The organism is Accumulibacter sp. (genome assembly GCF_032229525.1).
Lineage (GTDB): Bacteria > Pseudomonadota > Gammaproteobacteria > Burkholderiales > Rhodocyclaceae > Accumulibacter.
This window is the reverse complement of sequence record NZ_JAVTWB010000119.1, coordinates 46,747-65,489: the sequence shown is the minus strand read 5'-3', so window position 1 is coordinate 65,489 and position 18,743 is coordinate 46,747. Positions and strand designations below refer to the sequence as shown.

The 18,743-nt window shown below is 62.7% G+C and carries 5 protein-coding genes; 2 read left to right on the top strand and 3 right to left on the bottom strand.

Translation table 11 applies throughout. From position 1 onward, the window contains the following. The first annotated feature begins 455 nt into the window (after positions 1-455). On the top strand, positions 456-8,633 hold the full coding sequence (locus tag RUW20_RS08130; protein ID WP_313951702.1) for a SpvB/TcaC N-terminal domain-containing protein: 8,178 nt from the start codon (positions 456-458) through the stop codon (positions 8,631-8,633). A gap of 435 nt (positions 8,634-9,068) precedes the next feature. Here the strand turns inward: RUW20_RS08130 and RUW20_RS08125 are convergent, their stop codons facing one another. The 3 genes from RUW20_RS08125 to RUW20_RS08115 form a co-directional block, all read right to left on the bottom strand. Beyond that, positions 9,069-9,617, bottom strand: coding sequence for a hypothetical protein (locus RUW20_RS08125; RefSeq protein WP_313951701.1), 549 nt, complete (start codon positions 9,615-9,617; stop codon positions 9,069-9,071). 18 nt (positions 9,618-9,635) lie between these two features. After that, positions 9,636-9,938, bottom strand: coding sequence for a hypothetical protein (locus RUW20_RS08120; RefSeq protein ID WP_313951700.1), 303 nt, complete (start codon positions 9,936-9,938; stop codon positions 9,636-9,638). A 402-nt stretch (positions 9,939-10,340) separates the two neighbouring features. Beyond that, positions 10,341-10,622: a hypothetical protein gene (locus RUW20_RS08115; RefSeq protein ID WP_313951699.1), complete on the bottom strand. Its 282-nt coding sequence runs from the start codon at positions 10,620-10,622 to the stop codon at positions 10,341-10,343. A 171-nt stretch (positions 10,623-10,793) separates the two neighbouring features. On the opposite strand from RUW20_RS08115, the gene RUW20_RS08110 reads away from it, so the two are divergent. Further along, positions 10,794-18,626 carry a neuraminidase-like domain-containing protein gene (locus tag RUW20_RS08110; protein WP_313951698.1) on the top strand — a complete coding sequence of 2,611 codons (7,833 nt, stop codon included), beginning with the start codon at positions 10,794-10,796 and terminating at the stop codon, positions 18,624-18,626. The last annotated feature ends 117 nt before the right edge of the window (positions 18,627-18,743 follow it).

Below are 18,743 nucleotides of genomic sequence, written 5' to 3'. Positions count from 1 at the left end.
CCCTGATTCCCTGATTCCCTGATTCCCTGATTTCGCGGAGCCTCCAGTTGGCTGACGTCCGGGTCTCGCAAGGACACGAAATGCAGCCGCACCGGCGAAAGTATGCGGGCCGGTTTCAAGCGGGGTAAATGTTGCATCGGCCACGGGAATCCGCTAGCGGGAGAGCCGGCAAATAGTGGCGGTTCATACAGCGTCGCGCTTGCTCACGGCTACTGATCCTGCCCACGACCGAGCGTCCGATCGACCCAAGGCCGGCACAACGGAAGCCACCTCCAGGGTGCGATGTCTTGCGGATTCGAGGGTTGGAGACCGCGGCGACGGGCCGCTTCTCGCCCCGGTCTGAGCCAATCGAATTTAGGCGTAGACCTTTTGCACTATTTGTGTATTCTCCGGCCTGCGATAGCTGCATTGCATTATCGTTTTTGCATCTCGAACCTGAAACAACGGGGGGTGCGATGTCGAAGGAACCACCAACCAGGCAGGCGCCTGCCGGCGGAGGTGAGCAGCCTCCGGCCTTCGCATTGAGCCCGCCACAGCTTTCCCTGCCCAAGGGCGGTGGCGCCATTCGTGGCATCGGCGAGAAGTTCTCGGCGAACCCGGTCACCGGCACCGGCTCGATGTCGATTCCGATTGCCCTTTCACCAGGGCGGGCAGGTTTTGGTCCGCAGTTGACGCTCAGTTATGACTCGGGCGCCGGCAATGGCGTATTCGGGCTAGGCTGGAACCTGTCGCAGCCCGGAATCCGCCGCAAGACCGAAAAAGGCCTCCCCACCTACGACGATAACGTCGAAGCCGACACCTTCCAGCTTTCCGGCGCCGAGGATCTGATACCGGAACTGGAACTCTCTGCGCCGAACGGCCTGCCTCGGCGAGTGGTTGAAGACGTGCGTTGGGCACGCAAGCGCTACCGAGTTCACCACTACCGCCCTCGCATTGAAGGCCTGTTCGCACGCATCGAACGCTGGTGCGAAATCGGCAAACCGGCCAATGCATTCTGGCGTACGGTGAGTCGAGACAACATCACCAGCTGGTACGGGCGCAATGCTGAAAGCCGGATCGTCGACCCGGCAGATCCACGACGGATCTTCGAATGGCTGCTGTGCCAGACCAACGACGACAAGGGCAACGTCGCGACCTACGGATATTCAGCCGACACGCCCCCCAAGCTTTCGACGAAGAATCTGTGGGAAAGCAATCGCCAGCCAGCGGCACGTACGACCAATCGCTATCTCAAACGCATCAGGTACGGCAACGCCACGCCCTACCTGCCCAGCCTAGTGCCCGACAGGGCTGACCGACTGCCGACTCAATGGCTATTCGAAGCGCTGTTCGATTACGGCGACTATCCTGCCCACCTGTCACAACCGGCACCGCCTGGCTCCCCGTCGCGTAACCATTGGCTGGACCGCAGCGACGCCTCTTCGACGTACCGCGCCGGCTTTGAGATTCGCACCTACCGTTTGTGTCGGCGCGTATTGATGTTTCACCATTTTCCCGGCGAACCGGGTGTCAGCAACAACTGCCTGGTGCGTGCCACCGAGTTCGATTATGCGTTCGCCGGGCAATTCAACGCCCCCGAGCAGGCCGGCTACGCCACATTGCGCGGCGTCACACACCGCAGCTACCAACGCAAACCCGGCAGCACAACCGCCTATGAATCGCGTGCCCTGCCGCCGGTCAGCTTCACCTACAGCGAACCACGCGTGGACCCCAACATCCACACCATTGCGACTGTTCAGCTAGACAGCCTGCCCGTTGGAACACAAGGGCCCGGCTATCGATGGCTGGATCTCGACGGCGAAGGTCTCCCCGGCGTACTGGCGGAAGGCCAAGGCGCCTGGTACTACAAGCCCAATCTGGGCGATGGCACATTTGGCCCCATGCGTACTGCGTTGTCGCAGCCGTCCTTGGCGCTGGCTGCCGGTTCGAGTCACCAGTTCATCGATCTGGCCGGCGATGGGTCCATTGATGTGGTTGAGTTCGGTGGCCCCGCACCGGGTTTCCAGCAGCGCGATTCGGCACGAGGCTGGAAGCGCCATGTCCCCTTTGCGAGCCTGCCGAACATTGATTGGCAAGACCCCAACCTGCGCTTCGTCGATCTGACGGGCGACGGCCATGCCGATGCGTTGATCACCGAGCAGGAGGTGTTCACCTGGTACCCCTCGTTGAGCGAGGAAGGCTTCGGCTCCGCCCGCCAAAGCAGGCAAGCGGCCGACGACGATTCCGGCCCACGCCTGTTGTTCGCCGACGGCACCCAGACCATCTTCCTGGCCGACATGTGCGGCGATGGCCTGACCGACCTGGTGCGCATCCGCAATGGCGACGTCTGCTACTGGCCCAACCAGGGCTACGGCCGCTTTGGCCGCAAGGTCACGCTGGGCAATGCGCCGCGCTTCGATGCGCCCGACCTGTTCGACCCGGATCGCATCCGCCTGACGGACATCGACGGTAGCGGGCCGGTGGACATCATCTACCTGGGGCGCAGCGGCGCACAGCTGTACTTCAACCGCTCGGGCAACAGCCTGAGCGAGCCGCTCACCGTGTCCTTGCCGGTGGCCACGCACAACCTGGCGGCCGTGCAGGTGGCCGATCTGCTGGGCAACGGCACCGCCTGCCTGGTGTGGAACTCGCACTTGCCGGCCGACGCGAGCCGCCCCGTCTGCTACATCGACCTGATGGCTGGGCGCCGCGCCAACGGGGCTGAGGTGCAAGCCCATCGTCACCACGAGAAACCGCACCTGCTGATCCGGGTGGACAACCACCTCGGCGCCAGCACAGACATCGAGTACACGCCGTCCACCCGCTTCTACCTGCAAGACCAGCAGGCCGGCACGCCCTGGGTCACGCGCCTGCCGTTCCCGGTGCATTGCGTCAGCAAGGTGACCGTGCGCGACGCCTGGCGCAAGACCGAATTCAGCAGCAGCTACAGCTACCACCACGGCTACTTCGATGGCGAGGAACGCGAGTTCCGTGGCTTTGGACGGGTCGACCAGGTGGACACCCAGGCTTTCACCGAAGCCGCTGTCGCCAACACCGCCAGCTCCTTCTTCACGCAGGACGACACGCTCTTTCAGGCACCGATCAAAACCACCACCTGGTTCCACACCGGCGTGGCCGATGACCGCAACCATATCCTGAGCCTGTTCGCACGCGAATACCTGCCCGCTCGCCATCGCCAGGCCTTTGCCAACGCGGGCTTTGCCGAACCCGCCCTGCCGCAACCGGAGCTTGACCCGGGCAAGGGCCCCGCACTCACCGGCGACGAATGGCGCGAGGCGATGCGGGCCTGCAAGGGCATGCCCTTGCGGCAGGAGGTGGTCGAGCTCGATGCAAAAACACTCGAAGAAAGCGGCCAGCACAAACCGGTGCGCCTGTTCAGCGCCACGCAGCACAATTGCCACCTGCGCCGCGTGCAGCCGCGTGGCGCCAACCGCCATGCGGTGTTTCTGGCCCTGCAAAGCGAGAGCTACACCTGCCACTACGAACTCGATCTCACCGCACCCAGACTGACCATCGACCCCCGCATTGCCCATACCCTGAACCTGAAGTTCGATGAGTGGGGCAACACGCTGCAGTCCGTGGCTGTGGTCTATCCGCGCCGCGCCTTGTTTGCCAACACCCGACTGTCGCCGCAGCAGCTTGAGGTGATCCGCGCCGTGCAGGCCGAGCGCCACATCGCCTACACCGAAGCCCGGTTCACAGCAGCGCTGGCACCTGCCTGGCGTCACCGCCACCACCGCCTGCCCGTGCCGTGCGAGGTGCGCACCTACGAACTCAGCAGCGACGACGCCGCTGGCTTTGCACCCAGGGCAGGACCCTACTTCACTGTCGCAGAGTTCCTCGAGTTCGAACTCAGCGATCGCCTGCCCGATCAAGGCGGCAAACCGGTCGCACCACTCGCGTACCACGAGCAGCCGCGCAGCAGGGGGGCCCACAAGCGGCTTGTCGAGCATGTGCGCACGCTGTACTGGGACGATGGCAGCGACACGGTAGCGCCGTCCCAACACTTGGCCTTCGGAGAGCACGGCCCGCGCGGCCTCAAATACGAGGACTACAAACTCGCGCTGACCGAAGACTTGCTGGCCGCCGTGTTCGGCACTGGCAGTGCCACAACACCACCCACCGACAAGCTGGCTTGGGAGGCCGTGCCCGCGGCCTATGGCCAAGCATCAAAGACCTGTCGCGACTTGTTGAATGCGTCCTCCACGAGCGGCTATGTGCCCGGCACTGTGATTGGCCTGCCAGCCAGCGAGTACTGGATGCGTTCGGGCAGGGCCGGCTTCGAGCCCGACGCCCATTTGCACTTCTTCATGCCCGAGCGTTACACCGACGCCTTCGGCAACTCCACCACGCTGCAGTACGACTGGCGTGATCTGTACGTCCAGTCCAGCAGTGACGCGCGCGGTAACAAAGTGGCGGTGGAGCGCTTCGACCACCGTGTCCTGGCGCCGACGCGTATGCGCGATGCCAACGGCAACTGCAGCGAAGTCGCCTTCGACGTCCACGGCCTGCCGGTGGCTTCCGCCGTGCTGGGCAAGGTCACTCAGTCGACCACCGGCATTGAGGTCACCGAGACAGGCGACACGGTGGCCAGCCTCAGCTTCGCCAATCTGAACCCCACGCCGCAAGCAGTAAGTGAACTCTTCCTGCAAACAGAGTTCAACGGCAGCCAAGCGCGCACCTGGCTGGAAAAAGCCACAGCGCGTTTCCTTTACCACTTCGGTGACGAGCGAGACGCCCGCGGCAACGTCGTCCGCTGGGGCATCACGCCGGCGGGTGCGTGCAGCGTGCTGCGCGAGCGCCACGAGCGCGACCTTGCCAACATTCCGGCCAACAGCATCCCTCTGCAAATCGCCCTCGAGTATTCCGACGGCACCGGTCAAGCCTTCGTCACGAAGGTGCAGGCAGAGCCTGAGGCGCCCGGCGGCCCCCTACGCTGGCTGACCAACGGCAAGATCATCGTCAACAACAAGGGCAAGCCGGTCCTGCAGTTCGAACCCTACTTCTCGCCCAGCGGCCACAGGTTCACAGAGCCGCAGGCTGTGGGTGTATCACCGGTCATGTTCTACGACGCGCCCGGCCGCCTGATGCGCACCGACATGCCCGACGGCACCTTCAGCCGCGTGGAGTTCTCGCCTTGGTTCAGCCGCAGCTTCGATGCCAACGACACCGTGTTGGACAGCCGGTGGTACCGCGAGCGCGGCAGCCCCAATCCCGCCACACCCTTGGATCGAGACCTGGCGGGCAAGCTGCTCGATAGCGACGACTTCCGCGCCGCCTGGCTGGCAGCCCGGCATGCAGACACACCCGCCGAAACCCACTTCGACAGCCTGGGCCGCGAGGTGGTGGCCATCGCCCACAACCGCTCGCCCAACCCGGCGCGCCGCCCTGCCATCGAGTGGTCGGTCAGCGACTGGGAGTGGCAGGACGACTTCAGCCTCACCTTCACCAAGCTCGACGCCGAAGGCAAACCGTTGTGGATCCGCGATGCCCGCGGCAACCTGGTGATGCAGTACATCAGCCCCACCAAACCCACCCGCTGGGCGGATGCCGCCAACGAAGACCTCCCAGCCAGCAGCGTCCCCTGTTACGACATCGCCGGCAACCTGCTCTACCAGCACAGCATGGACGCTGGCGACCGCTGGATGCTGATGGACGCCGCCGGAAAGCCCATGCTGGCCTGGGACTTCAACGACCGTGGTGAGGGTACCGCGATGCAGGCGCGTCTGTACCGCAGCGACTACGACGCACTGCACCGGCCCACCTCGCAATGGCTGAAGATCGATGCCGCCGCCCCGGCGCTGGTCGAAGCCTTCGCGTACTGCGACACCACCGCGCCGCGCGATGCTGCAGGCCCGCTCATGCTGGACAAGGCACAAGGGCGCAATCTCATCGGCCAGGTCGTGACTCACGTCGACCCCAGCGGCGTGGCCACGGTGGAGCGCATCAGCCTGCAGGGCCAGCCTGCGCACGTCACCCGCCGCCTGATCCTGCCGCAGGCCGACGGCAGCGCCAGCCTGGTGGACTGGAACACCGGCAACCGCAGCAGCCTGCTGGAACAGGAGACCTTCCACCACATCACCGAGTTCGATGCGCGGGGCCGCATGACGCGGCTCTACAACTGGCACCGCAACATCACCTTTGCGGCAAATGGCTCGCCGCAAGACACGCCGGGCCACACCAACCGCGTGGCGGTGATCGAACCGCGCTACAACGAGCGCGGCGCGCTGCAACGCGAGTGGATGCATGTGCGGGCCTGCAAGGCCACCAGTACCGACGGCGCAGTCAGCTTCACCGCAGACCCAACCCGAAGCGCAGAGGCGATCAAGCACATCGCCTACAACGCCAAGGGCCAGAAGCTGAGCCTGGACTTGGCTAACGGCACGCAGACACGCTACAGCTACGACGCGAAGACCTTCCGGCTGACCCAACTCTTCACCCGCCGTCCAGCCACCGCCTTCCGCGACGATTGCGCCAGCAGCGCGCGCCCGCTGCGCCCCTGCGGCGTGCAAAACCTGCACTACACCTACGACCCGGTGGGCAACATCACCCACATTCAGGACGATGCGCAGCAAACCGTCTACTTCAGGAACAGCCGGGTGGAGCCGAGTTGCAACTACACTTACGACGCGCTGTACCGTTTGATCGAAGCCACTGGCCGCGAACACGACGTGCGAACGCCGCCGCCCTTGCGCGAAGGCCCGTGGCGCTCCGGCAGCTTTCCGTCGGGCGATCAGTTGCGCAACTACACGCAGCGCTACCGCTACGACGTGGTGGGCAACTTCATCGACATGGCGCACACGGCAGACGGCGGTGGCTGGACGCGCAAGTACAGCACCCAACCCGACAGCAACCGGCTGCACCAAACCTGGACGGGCAACAGCACAGAGGAAGCGGTCACCTACCGCCATGATGCCCACGGTAGCATGCTCAACCTCAACCGGCTGGACATCGACGCGCCGCCGCCGATCAGGGAGGACGAGAACTGGGGCCGACAGATCCAATGGGACTGGCGCGACATGATCCGCGGCTTTGACCTGGGCGGCGGCGGCTTGGCCCGTTACCACTACTGTATCGACAAACAGCGCACGCGCAAGCACATCACACGTAGCGCCTCAGCGGACGACAGCTTCGTTGAAGACCGCATCTATCTGGGCGACTACGAACTGTACCGGCGGCGCAACCCGCAGGGTGGCGTGGTGGCAGAGATTGAGTCGCTGCACCTCTTCGAAGGCGAGCAGCGGGTGCTGCTGGTGGATGACGTGATTGCCGCTGACAACCCACGCCCGGATCGTCTTCAAGTCAAGGCGCAGACGCTATTCCGCTATCAGTATGGCAACCATTTGGGCTCGGTCGGGCTGGAGTTAGATAATGCCGCGCAGCTCATTTCGTATGAGGAGTTTCATCCGTATGGAACGAGTTCCTATCGATTGATGGAAGCTTCACAGGAGGCTCCGGCGAAGCGGTATCGGTATACGGGAATGGAGAGGGATGAGGAGAGCGGGTTAGCATGTCACGGGGCTCGCCAATACTCGACGAGGAATGGCGTCTGGCTTCAGGCTGACCCAATTGGTGTCTCAAATCGCATTAATGTCTTCGATTATTCCGGTCGAAATCCAGTAGGCCGTCTAGATCAACTCGGTACAGAAGATACGGAAGGGGAGTTCGCTTCACTCAAGCGAACTGCCGCCGCCGTGGACAAGAAGGGTCTTGGCATTGGCGAGCGTAGGCCCTCTGGAACAAAGACGGAAGTCTTGCTCGAGCGTCCCGATCCAAGAGTAGAGCCACCTCCTGCGGATCCGAGAAACGAAGCCGACAAAGGGGCATCGCGCGCTCGAACTGCGGCGAACAGTAAGAGACAGAATCCGGCTGTGGCTGACTCAAGAGGAAGGCTCGTGCAATTGGGAAAGCCTAAACCAGGGGATGAAATGTCTCATATGTATCCGGCGCGGAATGTTGGAAATTCGGGAATCCCTAATGACATTGTCAACGCCAAGGCCAACATCCCTGCAGCTCCAGCCCGCGACAAGACTGCGCTGATCGATGGTCACGCGACTGACGTTCATGCGGCGACGGAGCCGAAGCTAGATGAGATAGCAGCTCGAAATCTCAAAGGCAAGCAGCCGCTGACGGCGGCGTCGAGCGCGGCCGCACAGCGAGCCTTAGCCGAAGCCAAGATCACTCTCGAGCCAATGACGAGGAAGTACAGCGATCAGATAAAGGCTGGTGGCCTAGCCAGGCCGGAGCCGGGCCCAAAGGTCAACCCGAAAACTGGTGTGGTCGTGCGGCCAGTGGGTCGTTTCGAGGTGCACGGATTCTTCGCTGCGGACGTGATGCAACTTGTCTCTAGCGCCCATACGGTGGCCATCCTCTCGACCGCAATAAGACTTGGCAGTAAGGATCCCGAACGATTAAGCAAGGGTGAAATGGCGGTCATGAATATGGCTGGCTACGTTCTTGAGGGCAATGTCTTTGCGCCTTACGGTGCAGCGTGGCGCAACACATGGACGGATTCTTTTGTCGATCAGCTCATTAAGGTAAACGGTCCGGAGTGGATTGTGCCTGGATATACGATTGATTCGCAGGATAATTACAACCTGCTAGGACGAATGAATGGCCTCGGCTATCAGTAATCTGCGGAGGCATTCAATCCGGATCCGGGAGCCGGGATCAGAACTTGCCTCTTGCCTGCCAACACGTTTGCTTGGGAAAGATTCCGATTACTTCTACATGAGATCAAAACGCAAAAAAGGGCCAGGTTCGCATTGATTCAGCCGCACTGGGACAAACGCTATAGGGGAAATATCAATCCATTCGAGTCCAGTTTGCAGGCAGCAGGTAGGGGTGGTTAGAGGCAAAAACGCGCAGCATCCGACAGAACACAGGAGGCGAACATGGAATTGATCAAACCACCCATCAAACCGGACGCGACTGGTGACCACGTCGCCAACCTGCAGGCGGCGCTTGTGTTCCTGCTGGACCGGGACCTCACCCTCTTCTTCGATCCCCAGAAGACGCCGACCGCCGATGAATTCAAAGCGATCAGGGAGGGCCTCATCGTCGAAGCGTCAGCCAAGCTCTTTGACAAGGTGACCCGTGCGCTGACGCTCTCCTTTCAACGGCAGCAGGGCTTGGACCCTCAGATGAATGGCGTCGTCGATCCAAGCACCGCCAACGCTCTCAATGAACGCCTCCAGAAACTGGGTGCCCTGGCGCCGAGCCAGACCTACGAAGTATTCGGCGCCGTCCACGAAACTGTCGATGATGCACCGGTACCGGGCATCCGCGTGATCGCACACGACCTCGACTTCGGGCGTCCTACTGTCCTTGGCGAAGCGCGAGCCGATGCCGACGGACACTACCGCATCACGTTCAAGGACGCAAACTTTCGCGCCACCGCCAGCGAGCGCGGGGGCCCGGAGTTGGTCGTGCACGCCGTCGACGACAAGGGTGTCGTGATCGGCAAATCGAAGACCGTAAACAACGCCGGCCTGCGTACCGAGCTGCACATCACGACCGAGCAACGCCACATCGTGCGTGGCCAGGTGACTGACAGCCTCGGCAGGCCCTTGCCTGGCCTCAAGGTGGTGGCCTTCGACCGGGATTTGCGCCGCCACCAGAGGCTGAATGACGACTCAACCGACGCCAAGGGCTTCTATGAAATCCGCTACCGGCGCGAGGATTTCCGCCGGGCGGAAGGAGAGCGACCGCTGGCGGCCGATCTGTTCGTGGTGGTGTTGCGCGATGAAGGCTTGGAACCGCTGGCGACCAGCGAAGTGTACTTCAATGCCCAGCCGCAGGAAACCATCGACGTCGTGCTGCCTGCGCTGGACAAAGTGCCCGCCGAGTTCGAGCGTGCCTGTGCGCTCCTCACGCCTTTGCTCGGTGAGCAGGGTCTGGAGACCCTGAACCGCGCCAACTCCACAGGCAAACCGCAATTCGCCGATCTCGCCCCCTCAGAACTGATCCATATGGAGGCTACTTTCCTGCAACGCGAAACCGCGCTTGACACAGCGGTCGTCAAAGCCTGGATCGGCGCCGCGCACATGGCCCGGGACCTGGCTCTAGAGGCGGCTGATCCGCCCCTTGCGACAAGTCCCAACGGGCTGCCTGAAGACATGCTGCGGAACCTCGGCTGGAGCGTGTTTTACGGCTTCATCCGCGCGGACCAGGCCGACAGCCTGGCGGCGGTGCTTCAAGGCCGGCGTAACGAGTGGTATGTCTGGCAGACCGGCAATGTTGACGCTGGCCTGGTCAATCCAGAGCACGAGCGCCGGTGGAGCGGGATCGCGCGGACACTGGAGAATCTGCGAAAACTGCGCGCAATCGCATCCACCCGGTCAGACGACAACCCGCTCGCCACGGTCATTTCTTTGCTGGATGTCGCGTTGCCGCGCAGCATGCTTCTTGAAGCAGTCGATCTGTTTGACCGCGTCGGAGTGACCGACCCTGAAGCCTACCTGCGTCTGGCGCCGCCCGGCCCTGGCAACGACGGCAAGCTTACGCTGGCGGTGCGCCGACTGGTGCGCATGCTGCGACTGCACCGCCTGGCGGACGGCGACCTGGGCTTGATGCGCGTGCTGGGCGAACAGGGCAACGACGACGGCCACGACATTGCGCACCTGGCGGCTGCCAGTGGTACGCAATGGCAGGCGTGGTGCGGCAGCAGCAGTCGCGTTCGCGTACCTGATGAACGCGTGGTTCTGCCTTACAGGCTGCAAGCAGCCGTGGAGTCCCTGCATCCTGGCGACGCTCTGACCGCGCGCCTCACACAAGGGACGCTAGCCGCCTTGGTGGACGAGCAAGCGAAGGCGCTGCAGCAGGCTCTGGACACACATCCGAAAGTGCTGAGCCAGTTGTTGGCGGGTCAGCACTCCGAGGCAGATGTTCTTTTGCTGCCCGAGCAGGCCCGTGAGCTGGGCCGCAACCTGGGGCGTTATCTCGGCCTGGGCATAACGCTGGAAGCTGGCACTCAGCTGTGGGCGGCTGGTGTGCAGACACCGGGCCACATGTTGGGCCTGGGTGTCGATGTGATTCAGAACACCTTGTCCGACCAACAGCCGACAGCGTATGTGCAGGCTTTCTTTCGCCAAACGCAGAAAGCGATGGTCGGTGCCAAGGGCATGGTCAGCGCCCTGGTCAGCACGCGCATCATGCCCTTGGGCCTGCATCGCCAGCAGGTCCCGATTTCGGGGGAAGTGGTCGAGAGTCTGCCCACGATGCGCGGCTTGTTCGGCGACGTGGACGAGTGCGCTTGCAGGCCCTGTGAGTCGGTGTTGGGCCTGCCTGCCTATCTGGTGGATCTGCTGAACCTGTTGAAGCGGATTCCGTCCCACAAGCCCGCCGTTGCCAATGCCTTGGGCGAGCTGCGGGCACGGCGACCCGACATTCTGAGGCTGCCGCTCGGGTGCGAAGAAGCCGAGACCGAGGTGCAGCATATCGATCTGGTGGTCGAGGTGTTACAGCAAGTGGTCGGACCCACTGTCGACCTGGCAGCGCAGGTCTACCCGTGGACGCTGCCGCATGTGCGGGTGGGCGGCGAAGTCGACGCGTGGCTGGTCAAATTGGGCTTGGATCGGGCGAAGTGGATGGCCCAACTGCATGGCCAGCGCACGAATCCTCACCATGACGTCGGCCTGGCAGCGCAACGCCTGGGGCTGAGCGTGACGCTGGACGCGCAAGGCAGCTTGCGCGGCGCATGGCCCTTGGTCGCGACAGCGGCCATCAATGCGAGCGAGGTCTGGCCCGTCTACGGCTTCGCGAGCGACACTTCTGTTTCTGTCCGCGATCCAGCGTCCGGAAAGCTGGTATCCGGTGTGCCGCTGACCTTGCTCAGTGCCGTCTCCATTGTGCTCGATCGGTCGGGGCTGGAACTGGCCGATCTGGAGCAGGCATTGCGGACCCGGTTCGTGGCCGGCACGGCCGGTTCGTCGCTCGGAATCGCGAGCCGGGATTCGTGCAAGACCAGCGAGATGCAGGTCACATCGCTGAGTTGGGAGGTGCTCGATCGCCTGCATCGCTTTGTGCGCCTGTGGCGTGGCCTGGGTGCCTGGTCGATGGCAGTGCTGGATTCAGCCATTGTCGCCTGCCAGCCGCCGGGGGCAAGCGGACTCGCAGTAGACCGCAATGTGCTCATGCGTTTGGGCCGTGTGGTGGCCATACAGCGGCAGTTGAAGCTGCGGCCAGAGAGCGTGCTGGGTCTGTTTCGGCCGATCGACGAAGTGCAACTCCTGGCCGCCGATGGCTCCCGTGTGCAGACCCTGTACGAGGCCACCTATCGCTCCAGGCGCTTGACCGAGGCCCAGCGATTGCTGTTGCCAACCGACCCGCGTGCACCCAATGCCTTCGCGCTGGGGGCAGGCCTCGCAGCCCTTGCGCCGGAACTGGGCCTCGGCCTGCGCTGCAGCCCGCAGGCCGTGGCGCGGTGGATTCGCGTCGGCACGGCCCCTGCGCCGGCCTACCTGATACAGGACAGCTTGGGCCTGGACAGCCTGGCCGCGCTGTACCGCCGACACCACCTGGCCACGGCACTCGACCGGTCACCCGAAGATCTGGCCCTGATGTTGGCGATGACCGGCTCGGCCGCATACGCTGGCGACGCAGACATGTTCTGCGGCGCGATGGAAGCGCTGCTGGATGCACAACCGGTGTTTCAGCGCAGCGGCCTTGACGTGCAGGAGACTGCGCAGATCCTCTTGCCGGTCTTTGACCATCAGGACGTACCCCAAAGGCCCGAACTGGCGCCGGATTGGCGCGACATCAAGGATACGCTGCTCAAGCTCAGGGTGGCGTTGCTCAGCATCACCCAGCTCAGTGGGGACGAAGCCACCTTGGTGGCGTCCGCGCAAGACGCCTTGGCCGCATGGCTGCCAGCCGGCGATGTACCCAATGTGATGCTCGCATTGCAGGGCAAGAGCGAGGCCGATGTCAGCGCGGCGATGCTTGCACTGGAAGGACCCGTACCGGGTGTGCCGGGCGCCACAGGCGAAGCTTCGACGCTCTTGACGCCAGCGCAGGCAAGCCAGCTCCTGCTTCGAACCACCGCCGTCGAACGGCTGGGCGGATTGCTAGAACGGGTACAGGAAATACGCCGACAGGCCACGCTTCGCTCGGACTTGTGCCGATGGACCCGACTGCCCGAGCCTGTCATGGATCGGCTTCTTGCTGGTGAGCTTGGTGTGGATGCGGCCGACCCGGCCCTGCGCCGGGCCGTGGTGGCTTTGCTCGATACCATGTCTGGTTGTGGCTTGCTGGAGGAAGGTGTCGCTGATGAAACAGCGGCACACCGCAACGCGTTCGTGCAATGGATGTACCGTTTGTCGCGCCTGGCCCGCTTGCTGGAACGCCTGCATCCGCAGGACAGCATCGGAGTTCTCAGGTGTCTGCAAACCGCGGAAGTGTTAAGCGTCCAGGGCCCGCGGCGATTTTCCTGGAACACCCTGTTGGCACCGAGCGACGGCAGTTCGGCCATCGACCGCTGGGCGGACTGGCGGGCGCTGGTGGGTACCACCGAGATGCTCAAAGAACGCCTGGTGTCTGCCCAGTGGATGCCGGGTCTACTCGCAGCCCTTGGTGCTGCCGGAAGCAACGTGACGGAAAGCACCGTTGCGCCAATGGCCAGCGCATGGCAAGTTGACCCAGCTGAGCTGGTCGCCTTCATGACGGCCCTGCTGCCCGGCCCGATCGGCTGGCGCGACCCTGGCCAGTGGCTGCGCGCCACCGAGGTGTTGAAGCAGTCGGCGCGACTGGGCATCGAGCCCGGCAGCCTGCGTAATTCGTTGGCGCCGATCACCGGCCCGTCGGCGCTGGCCATCGTCAGGGCCATCGGTAGCCAGCGGTCAGAGGGCTGGTTCAAAGAAGTCGACGATTCGACAAAGAGCGCCTACCGAGACGCGCTGCTGGCGCACGCCACCACTGCCACTGGCAAGACAGCCGAGCAGCTGTACGAGCACTACCTGATCGACATGCGCATGGCGCCTTGCATGCGGACAACCCGGGTCCTTCAGGCGATTGCCAGCGTGCAGCAACTGGTGCACCGCATTCTTTTCGGGTTGGAGCCGGGCATCGGTGCCCGTGTAGGCCTGGATCTGGCAAATGTGCGCGGCGAATGGAAGTGGATGAGCCAGTACCGGGTGTGGGAGGCCAACCGCAAGGTGTTTCTCTTCCCGGAAAACTGGTTGTTGCCGGAGCTGCGCGATGACAAGTCGCACGCCTTTGTCGCGCTGGAGTCTGCGCTGGGTGAAAGCGAACTGACACAAGGGGCCGCTGCTGCGGCATTCGGCACCTTCCTGGACGAGCTTGCCCATACGGCGCAGCTCCTGGTGCTGGGCATGTTCGAGGACACCGAACGCCAAGCGGGCGTTGCCCAACGGCGCGACCTGTATGTTGTAGGTCGAACGCCGAACCCGCCTTATGCCTACTATTGGCGCCGATGCAAAGGCTTCGGCCACCTGTCGATGCAGTGGAGTCCGTGGAAGCTGGTCGAGCTCGACATCCAGGGCGACCACGTCATGCCGTTCGTGATGAAGGGGCAACTGCACATGGCCTGGCCCTTGTTCAAACAACCCGACACCAACGCGGCCAAGCCGCAATGGGAAGTCAACCTGGCCTGGGCTCGGCTAACGGAGAGCGGCTGGCTTCGGCAGGAAAGTACGCGCGAACCGCAACGGGTGGACGCCGATCCGCTGATGGATGAGCGGGACGGCTTTGCGTTCCGGGTTGGCTCTTCGGCGACCGGTGACGGAATTACTGTGCATGTCTATGCGGCAAAGGCGTCGGTGCAGTCCAGTTGGTCTCCCCCGATCGATCGCGAGTTCACCAATCAGCATTCGTCTGGCGGCGCGAAGCTTTCTGTCAGTTGCACGATGGCCGTGCAGGCAAAAAACAGCAAGGGGTTCCCAGTCTGGGTACAGCTAGACCCCTTGCGACATGCGACCTACGTGCAGAGTCACCAAAGCCATTCGCTCCAATCAGAGCCTAAACCGGACGAGACGAGGGAAAGCGCCAGTTTTTTCGTATATCCACCGGGCGTCCTGGATACGTGGCCCGTCGCCTTCTCGGTGAAACTCAAGGGCTGGGCAACGGTAGACGGGAAGACGATATCCAGCGATGAGAAATCTCGCGACGTTGGCAAAAACCAGAATGTCAGCTGGCACCCGGTGTTTCGTTTCACATCAAACCCCGAGTTGACGGTTGATGACCTGAACGTCGACAAGGCTCCGGCCCGTTTTGAGGAGGTTGCTCGTTTCGATTTCAGGCCCGATCTACGCGTCACACGGTCCAGCGGGACATCCGCAGCCATGCCGATGCCCGTGCAACGCGCGCGGCCCTACATGAATGGCTACCGCACGGATCAGCCGGGTAGCGCGACAGCTCTTGCGCTGTCCACATCCCAGACGGCAAGCCGCGCGTTGCTGGAACAGACCGCGTCAGGCGACTTCTGGGCTTTGGGCGCGGCCTCGGCGACGCCATGGAATGGGTCGGCCGATGCGTGGTATTACGAAGAGGAAGGTACCAGTGCGTTCTTCGACCTGAAGCCAGATGCGGCGGCGAGTGCAGCGGCGTTCCGCGTCTTTCCTTCGAGGCACCAGGATGCAGCGCACATCAGCCAGGGCTTTCGCGAGGCGCAGCTGCCTGATACGGCCGGCTTGCAGGGCGGAGCCTTTGTTGATGCCCTCGTGCGGCCACGCCTCGACGCGAACGCGATCAAGGACGTGATGGCACCGACGCATCCCGGTGACAAGTTGGCCGTCGATCTGCGGCTCCCATATGCCTGCTACAACTGGGAGATTTACCTGCATGCACCACTGCTGCTGGCCAGCCGTTTGTCGCAGGCAGGACGGTATGCCGATGCCGAGCAGTGGCTCAGGATCGTGATGGACCCGACGACCGGCCAACATGACCAAGGGCTTGCCAATAGTTCGCGGTTCCTGCGGTTCCCCGCATTTCGATACCTCGACGCATCACAGACTGCCCGGTCTGCGCTGGTTGAACTGGCGCAAGCCAAGCGCGGCCTGCCTGCCACTGGTGCCAATGCCGTAGCAGACCTGATCAGGCGCTGGCGCGAGATTCCGTTCACGCCATACCTGATCGCGCGCACCCGCCCCTTGGCTTTTTTGTGGCGAACGGTTTTCGCCTACCTTGACAACCTGCTGGCCTGGGCAGACGACCTGTTCCGGCGCGATACGCGGGAGTCGATCAACGAGGCCACACAGTTGTACGTCCTGGCCTCACGCATTCTTGGAGCAAAGCCGAAAGTGGTCAAGGGAACGGCACATCGTCCGACGGTTGCCTATGACCAATACGAACGCTATTGGGACGACTTCGCAAACCTGTGGCTGGATGTCGCACGGCCCAGTGGTGGATGGCAATCGTCAGACGCCAGGAGTTCAGCAAATCACCTATCCGAAGGCAATGGCGATGTATCCATCTCAGGCCTGCTCTACTTCTGCATCCCGATCAACCCCAAGTTGTTCAGCTACTGGGACACGGTAGAGGAACGCCTGTTCAACATCCGCCATTGCCGCAATATCGATGGAATAACGCGCGACTTGCCATTGGTGGAAGCGCCGATCGATCCGGAGTTGCTGATCCGTGCAACGGCGGCGGGACTGGAGATATCGGATGTGTTGCGTGATTTGTACGCGCCGCCCCATCGCTACCGTTACCAGGTGCTGGTGGCACGGGCGCTCGACCTCGCGAACGAGACAAAGACGCTCGGTGCAGCCTTGTTGTCCGCGATCGAAAAGCGCGATGGCGAGCGGATGGCCCAGTTGCGCTCGACCAACGAGATCTCACTGCTGCAGCGTGTTCAGGGGATTCGGCAACTGCAAATCGACGAGGCGCTTGAGTCGCTGCAGGCGCTGCGAGTCAGTCGCGCGAACACTGCCAAACAGTACGAGCACTTCCAGCGCCTTTTGGGCAAGGATGGCACAGCGCCTGAGGAGGGCTCGATCGCCCCGAGCGAAGAAATACTTGCCATATCGGTCGACTCGCGGAGGCCTTTCACTGATGGGTTTGGTGGACTGGGCCTGATTGAGGCTGAACTGGCGAACATCGAGTATCTCGGTCACGCGAACGGCTGGTCAATAGCTGGCGGTGTGTCCAAGACCCTGGCGGCTCTTCTCCACACTGGCGGAGCGATCGCAGACAGCGTCAAGGAGGAAGGTGTCGCGAAAGTGCTGAAAGGTTTCGGAACGGCGGCCGGGTTTGTGGGAGATGCGGCGGAACTCGTGTCGAAGCAATGGCAATACTCCGCGTCCCGGGAACAGCAGCGTGCCAGTTATGTCCGCAGGCGCGACGATTCGGCATACCAATGCAATCAAGCGCTCGCCAGACTTCGGCATGAAGATAAAGGAATCCTCGCCTTTGAGATTAAGCTGAGCATCGCCCGCAATGAACTGGAAAACCAGCGCGCGCAAATCAGGGAGTCGAAGGACGTCGACGCGTATTTACGTGCCAAGTACAGCAATGCCGAGCTCTACGACTGGATGAGAAGTGAGTTGGCAGCATTGCACAGCTCGACATACCGCTTGGCGCTCAACCTGGCTCGACGCGCCGAGCGAGCCGCGGCAGCAGAATTGGGCTTGCCGGCACTCAATCTGATCGGCAACGGCGGTTGGGTGGGTGGTCGCAGCGGGCTCTTGGCCGGCGAGCACCTGCAACACGACCTCAAGCGGCTGGAGATCGCCTACCTCGAACAGAACCGCCGTGAATACGAGCTGACAAGGCATGTGTCCTTGCGCCGCCTCAACCCACTGGAATTGCTCAAGCTCAAGGCCGCTGGCGCTTGCGAGTTCGACATTCCGGAATGGCTATTCGACATGGACGCGCCGGGCCATTACATGCGTCGCATCAAGACAGTGAGTCTGAGCATTCCTTGCGTCGTCGGACCGTACGCCAGCGTCAATTGCAAGCTGACCCTGGTAAAGAGCAGCATACGAACCTCCACGTCCGGCTCGGGCAGTGGCGCCAGCAGTTACCCGAGGGCTGCAGCGGGCGACGACTCACGGTTCACGGTGCGCCACGGCGCAGTGGAATCCATCGTCACCAGCAGCGGCCGCGACGACAGCGGCTTGTTCGAAACCGCGTTGCGCGATGAGCGCTATCTCCCTTTCGAAAGTGCCGGGGCGATCAGTCGGTGGCGCCTGGAGTTACCCGGCCTGCCAAGGCAAATGGACTTCGACACGATCAGCGACGTGATCCTGCACATCCGCTACACCGCTCGCGAGGGGGGGGAAGGCTTGCGAACCGCAGCCCAGTCACAGTTTACTGTGCGTGGTCCGGCACAGGCGTCTGCAAGCTACCCGCCGGTACTGCTCAGCTGCCGCAACGACTTCCCCAACGAATGGGCCACCGCAATAGCGCGTAGAGGTACGTTAAGGATCAACCTCAGTCTGGGTTTGCTGCCTTACTGGATGCAGGCATTGACGGGTCTGGCGATTGGCAAGGTGTCGACGATCACCTGGCTTGGCGTCGACCCGAACGCCTTACAGGCTCAGGTACGCTGGCCAACGCCAGATACGTCGCTGCCCCCGCTGGACTTGAGCCCCAATGGAACCGGCCTCGTCGATCTGGGCGAGGTCTCTGGAACAGGAGACGTGCTGATCTTGCTGGAAATCACCTGAAGATGATCCAGGATGAATACGGCCAGAGAGGAGTAAGAAAACATCCTGCACTTGCTTGAATCCCGGGCCACCGGCCTTGTTCCCTGCCGCCAGTGGACGCTGGATCGAATGCACCTT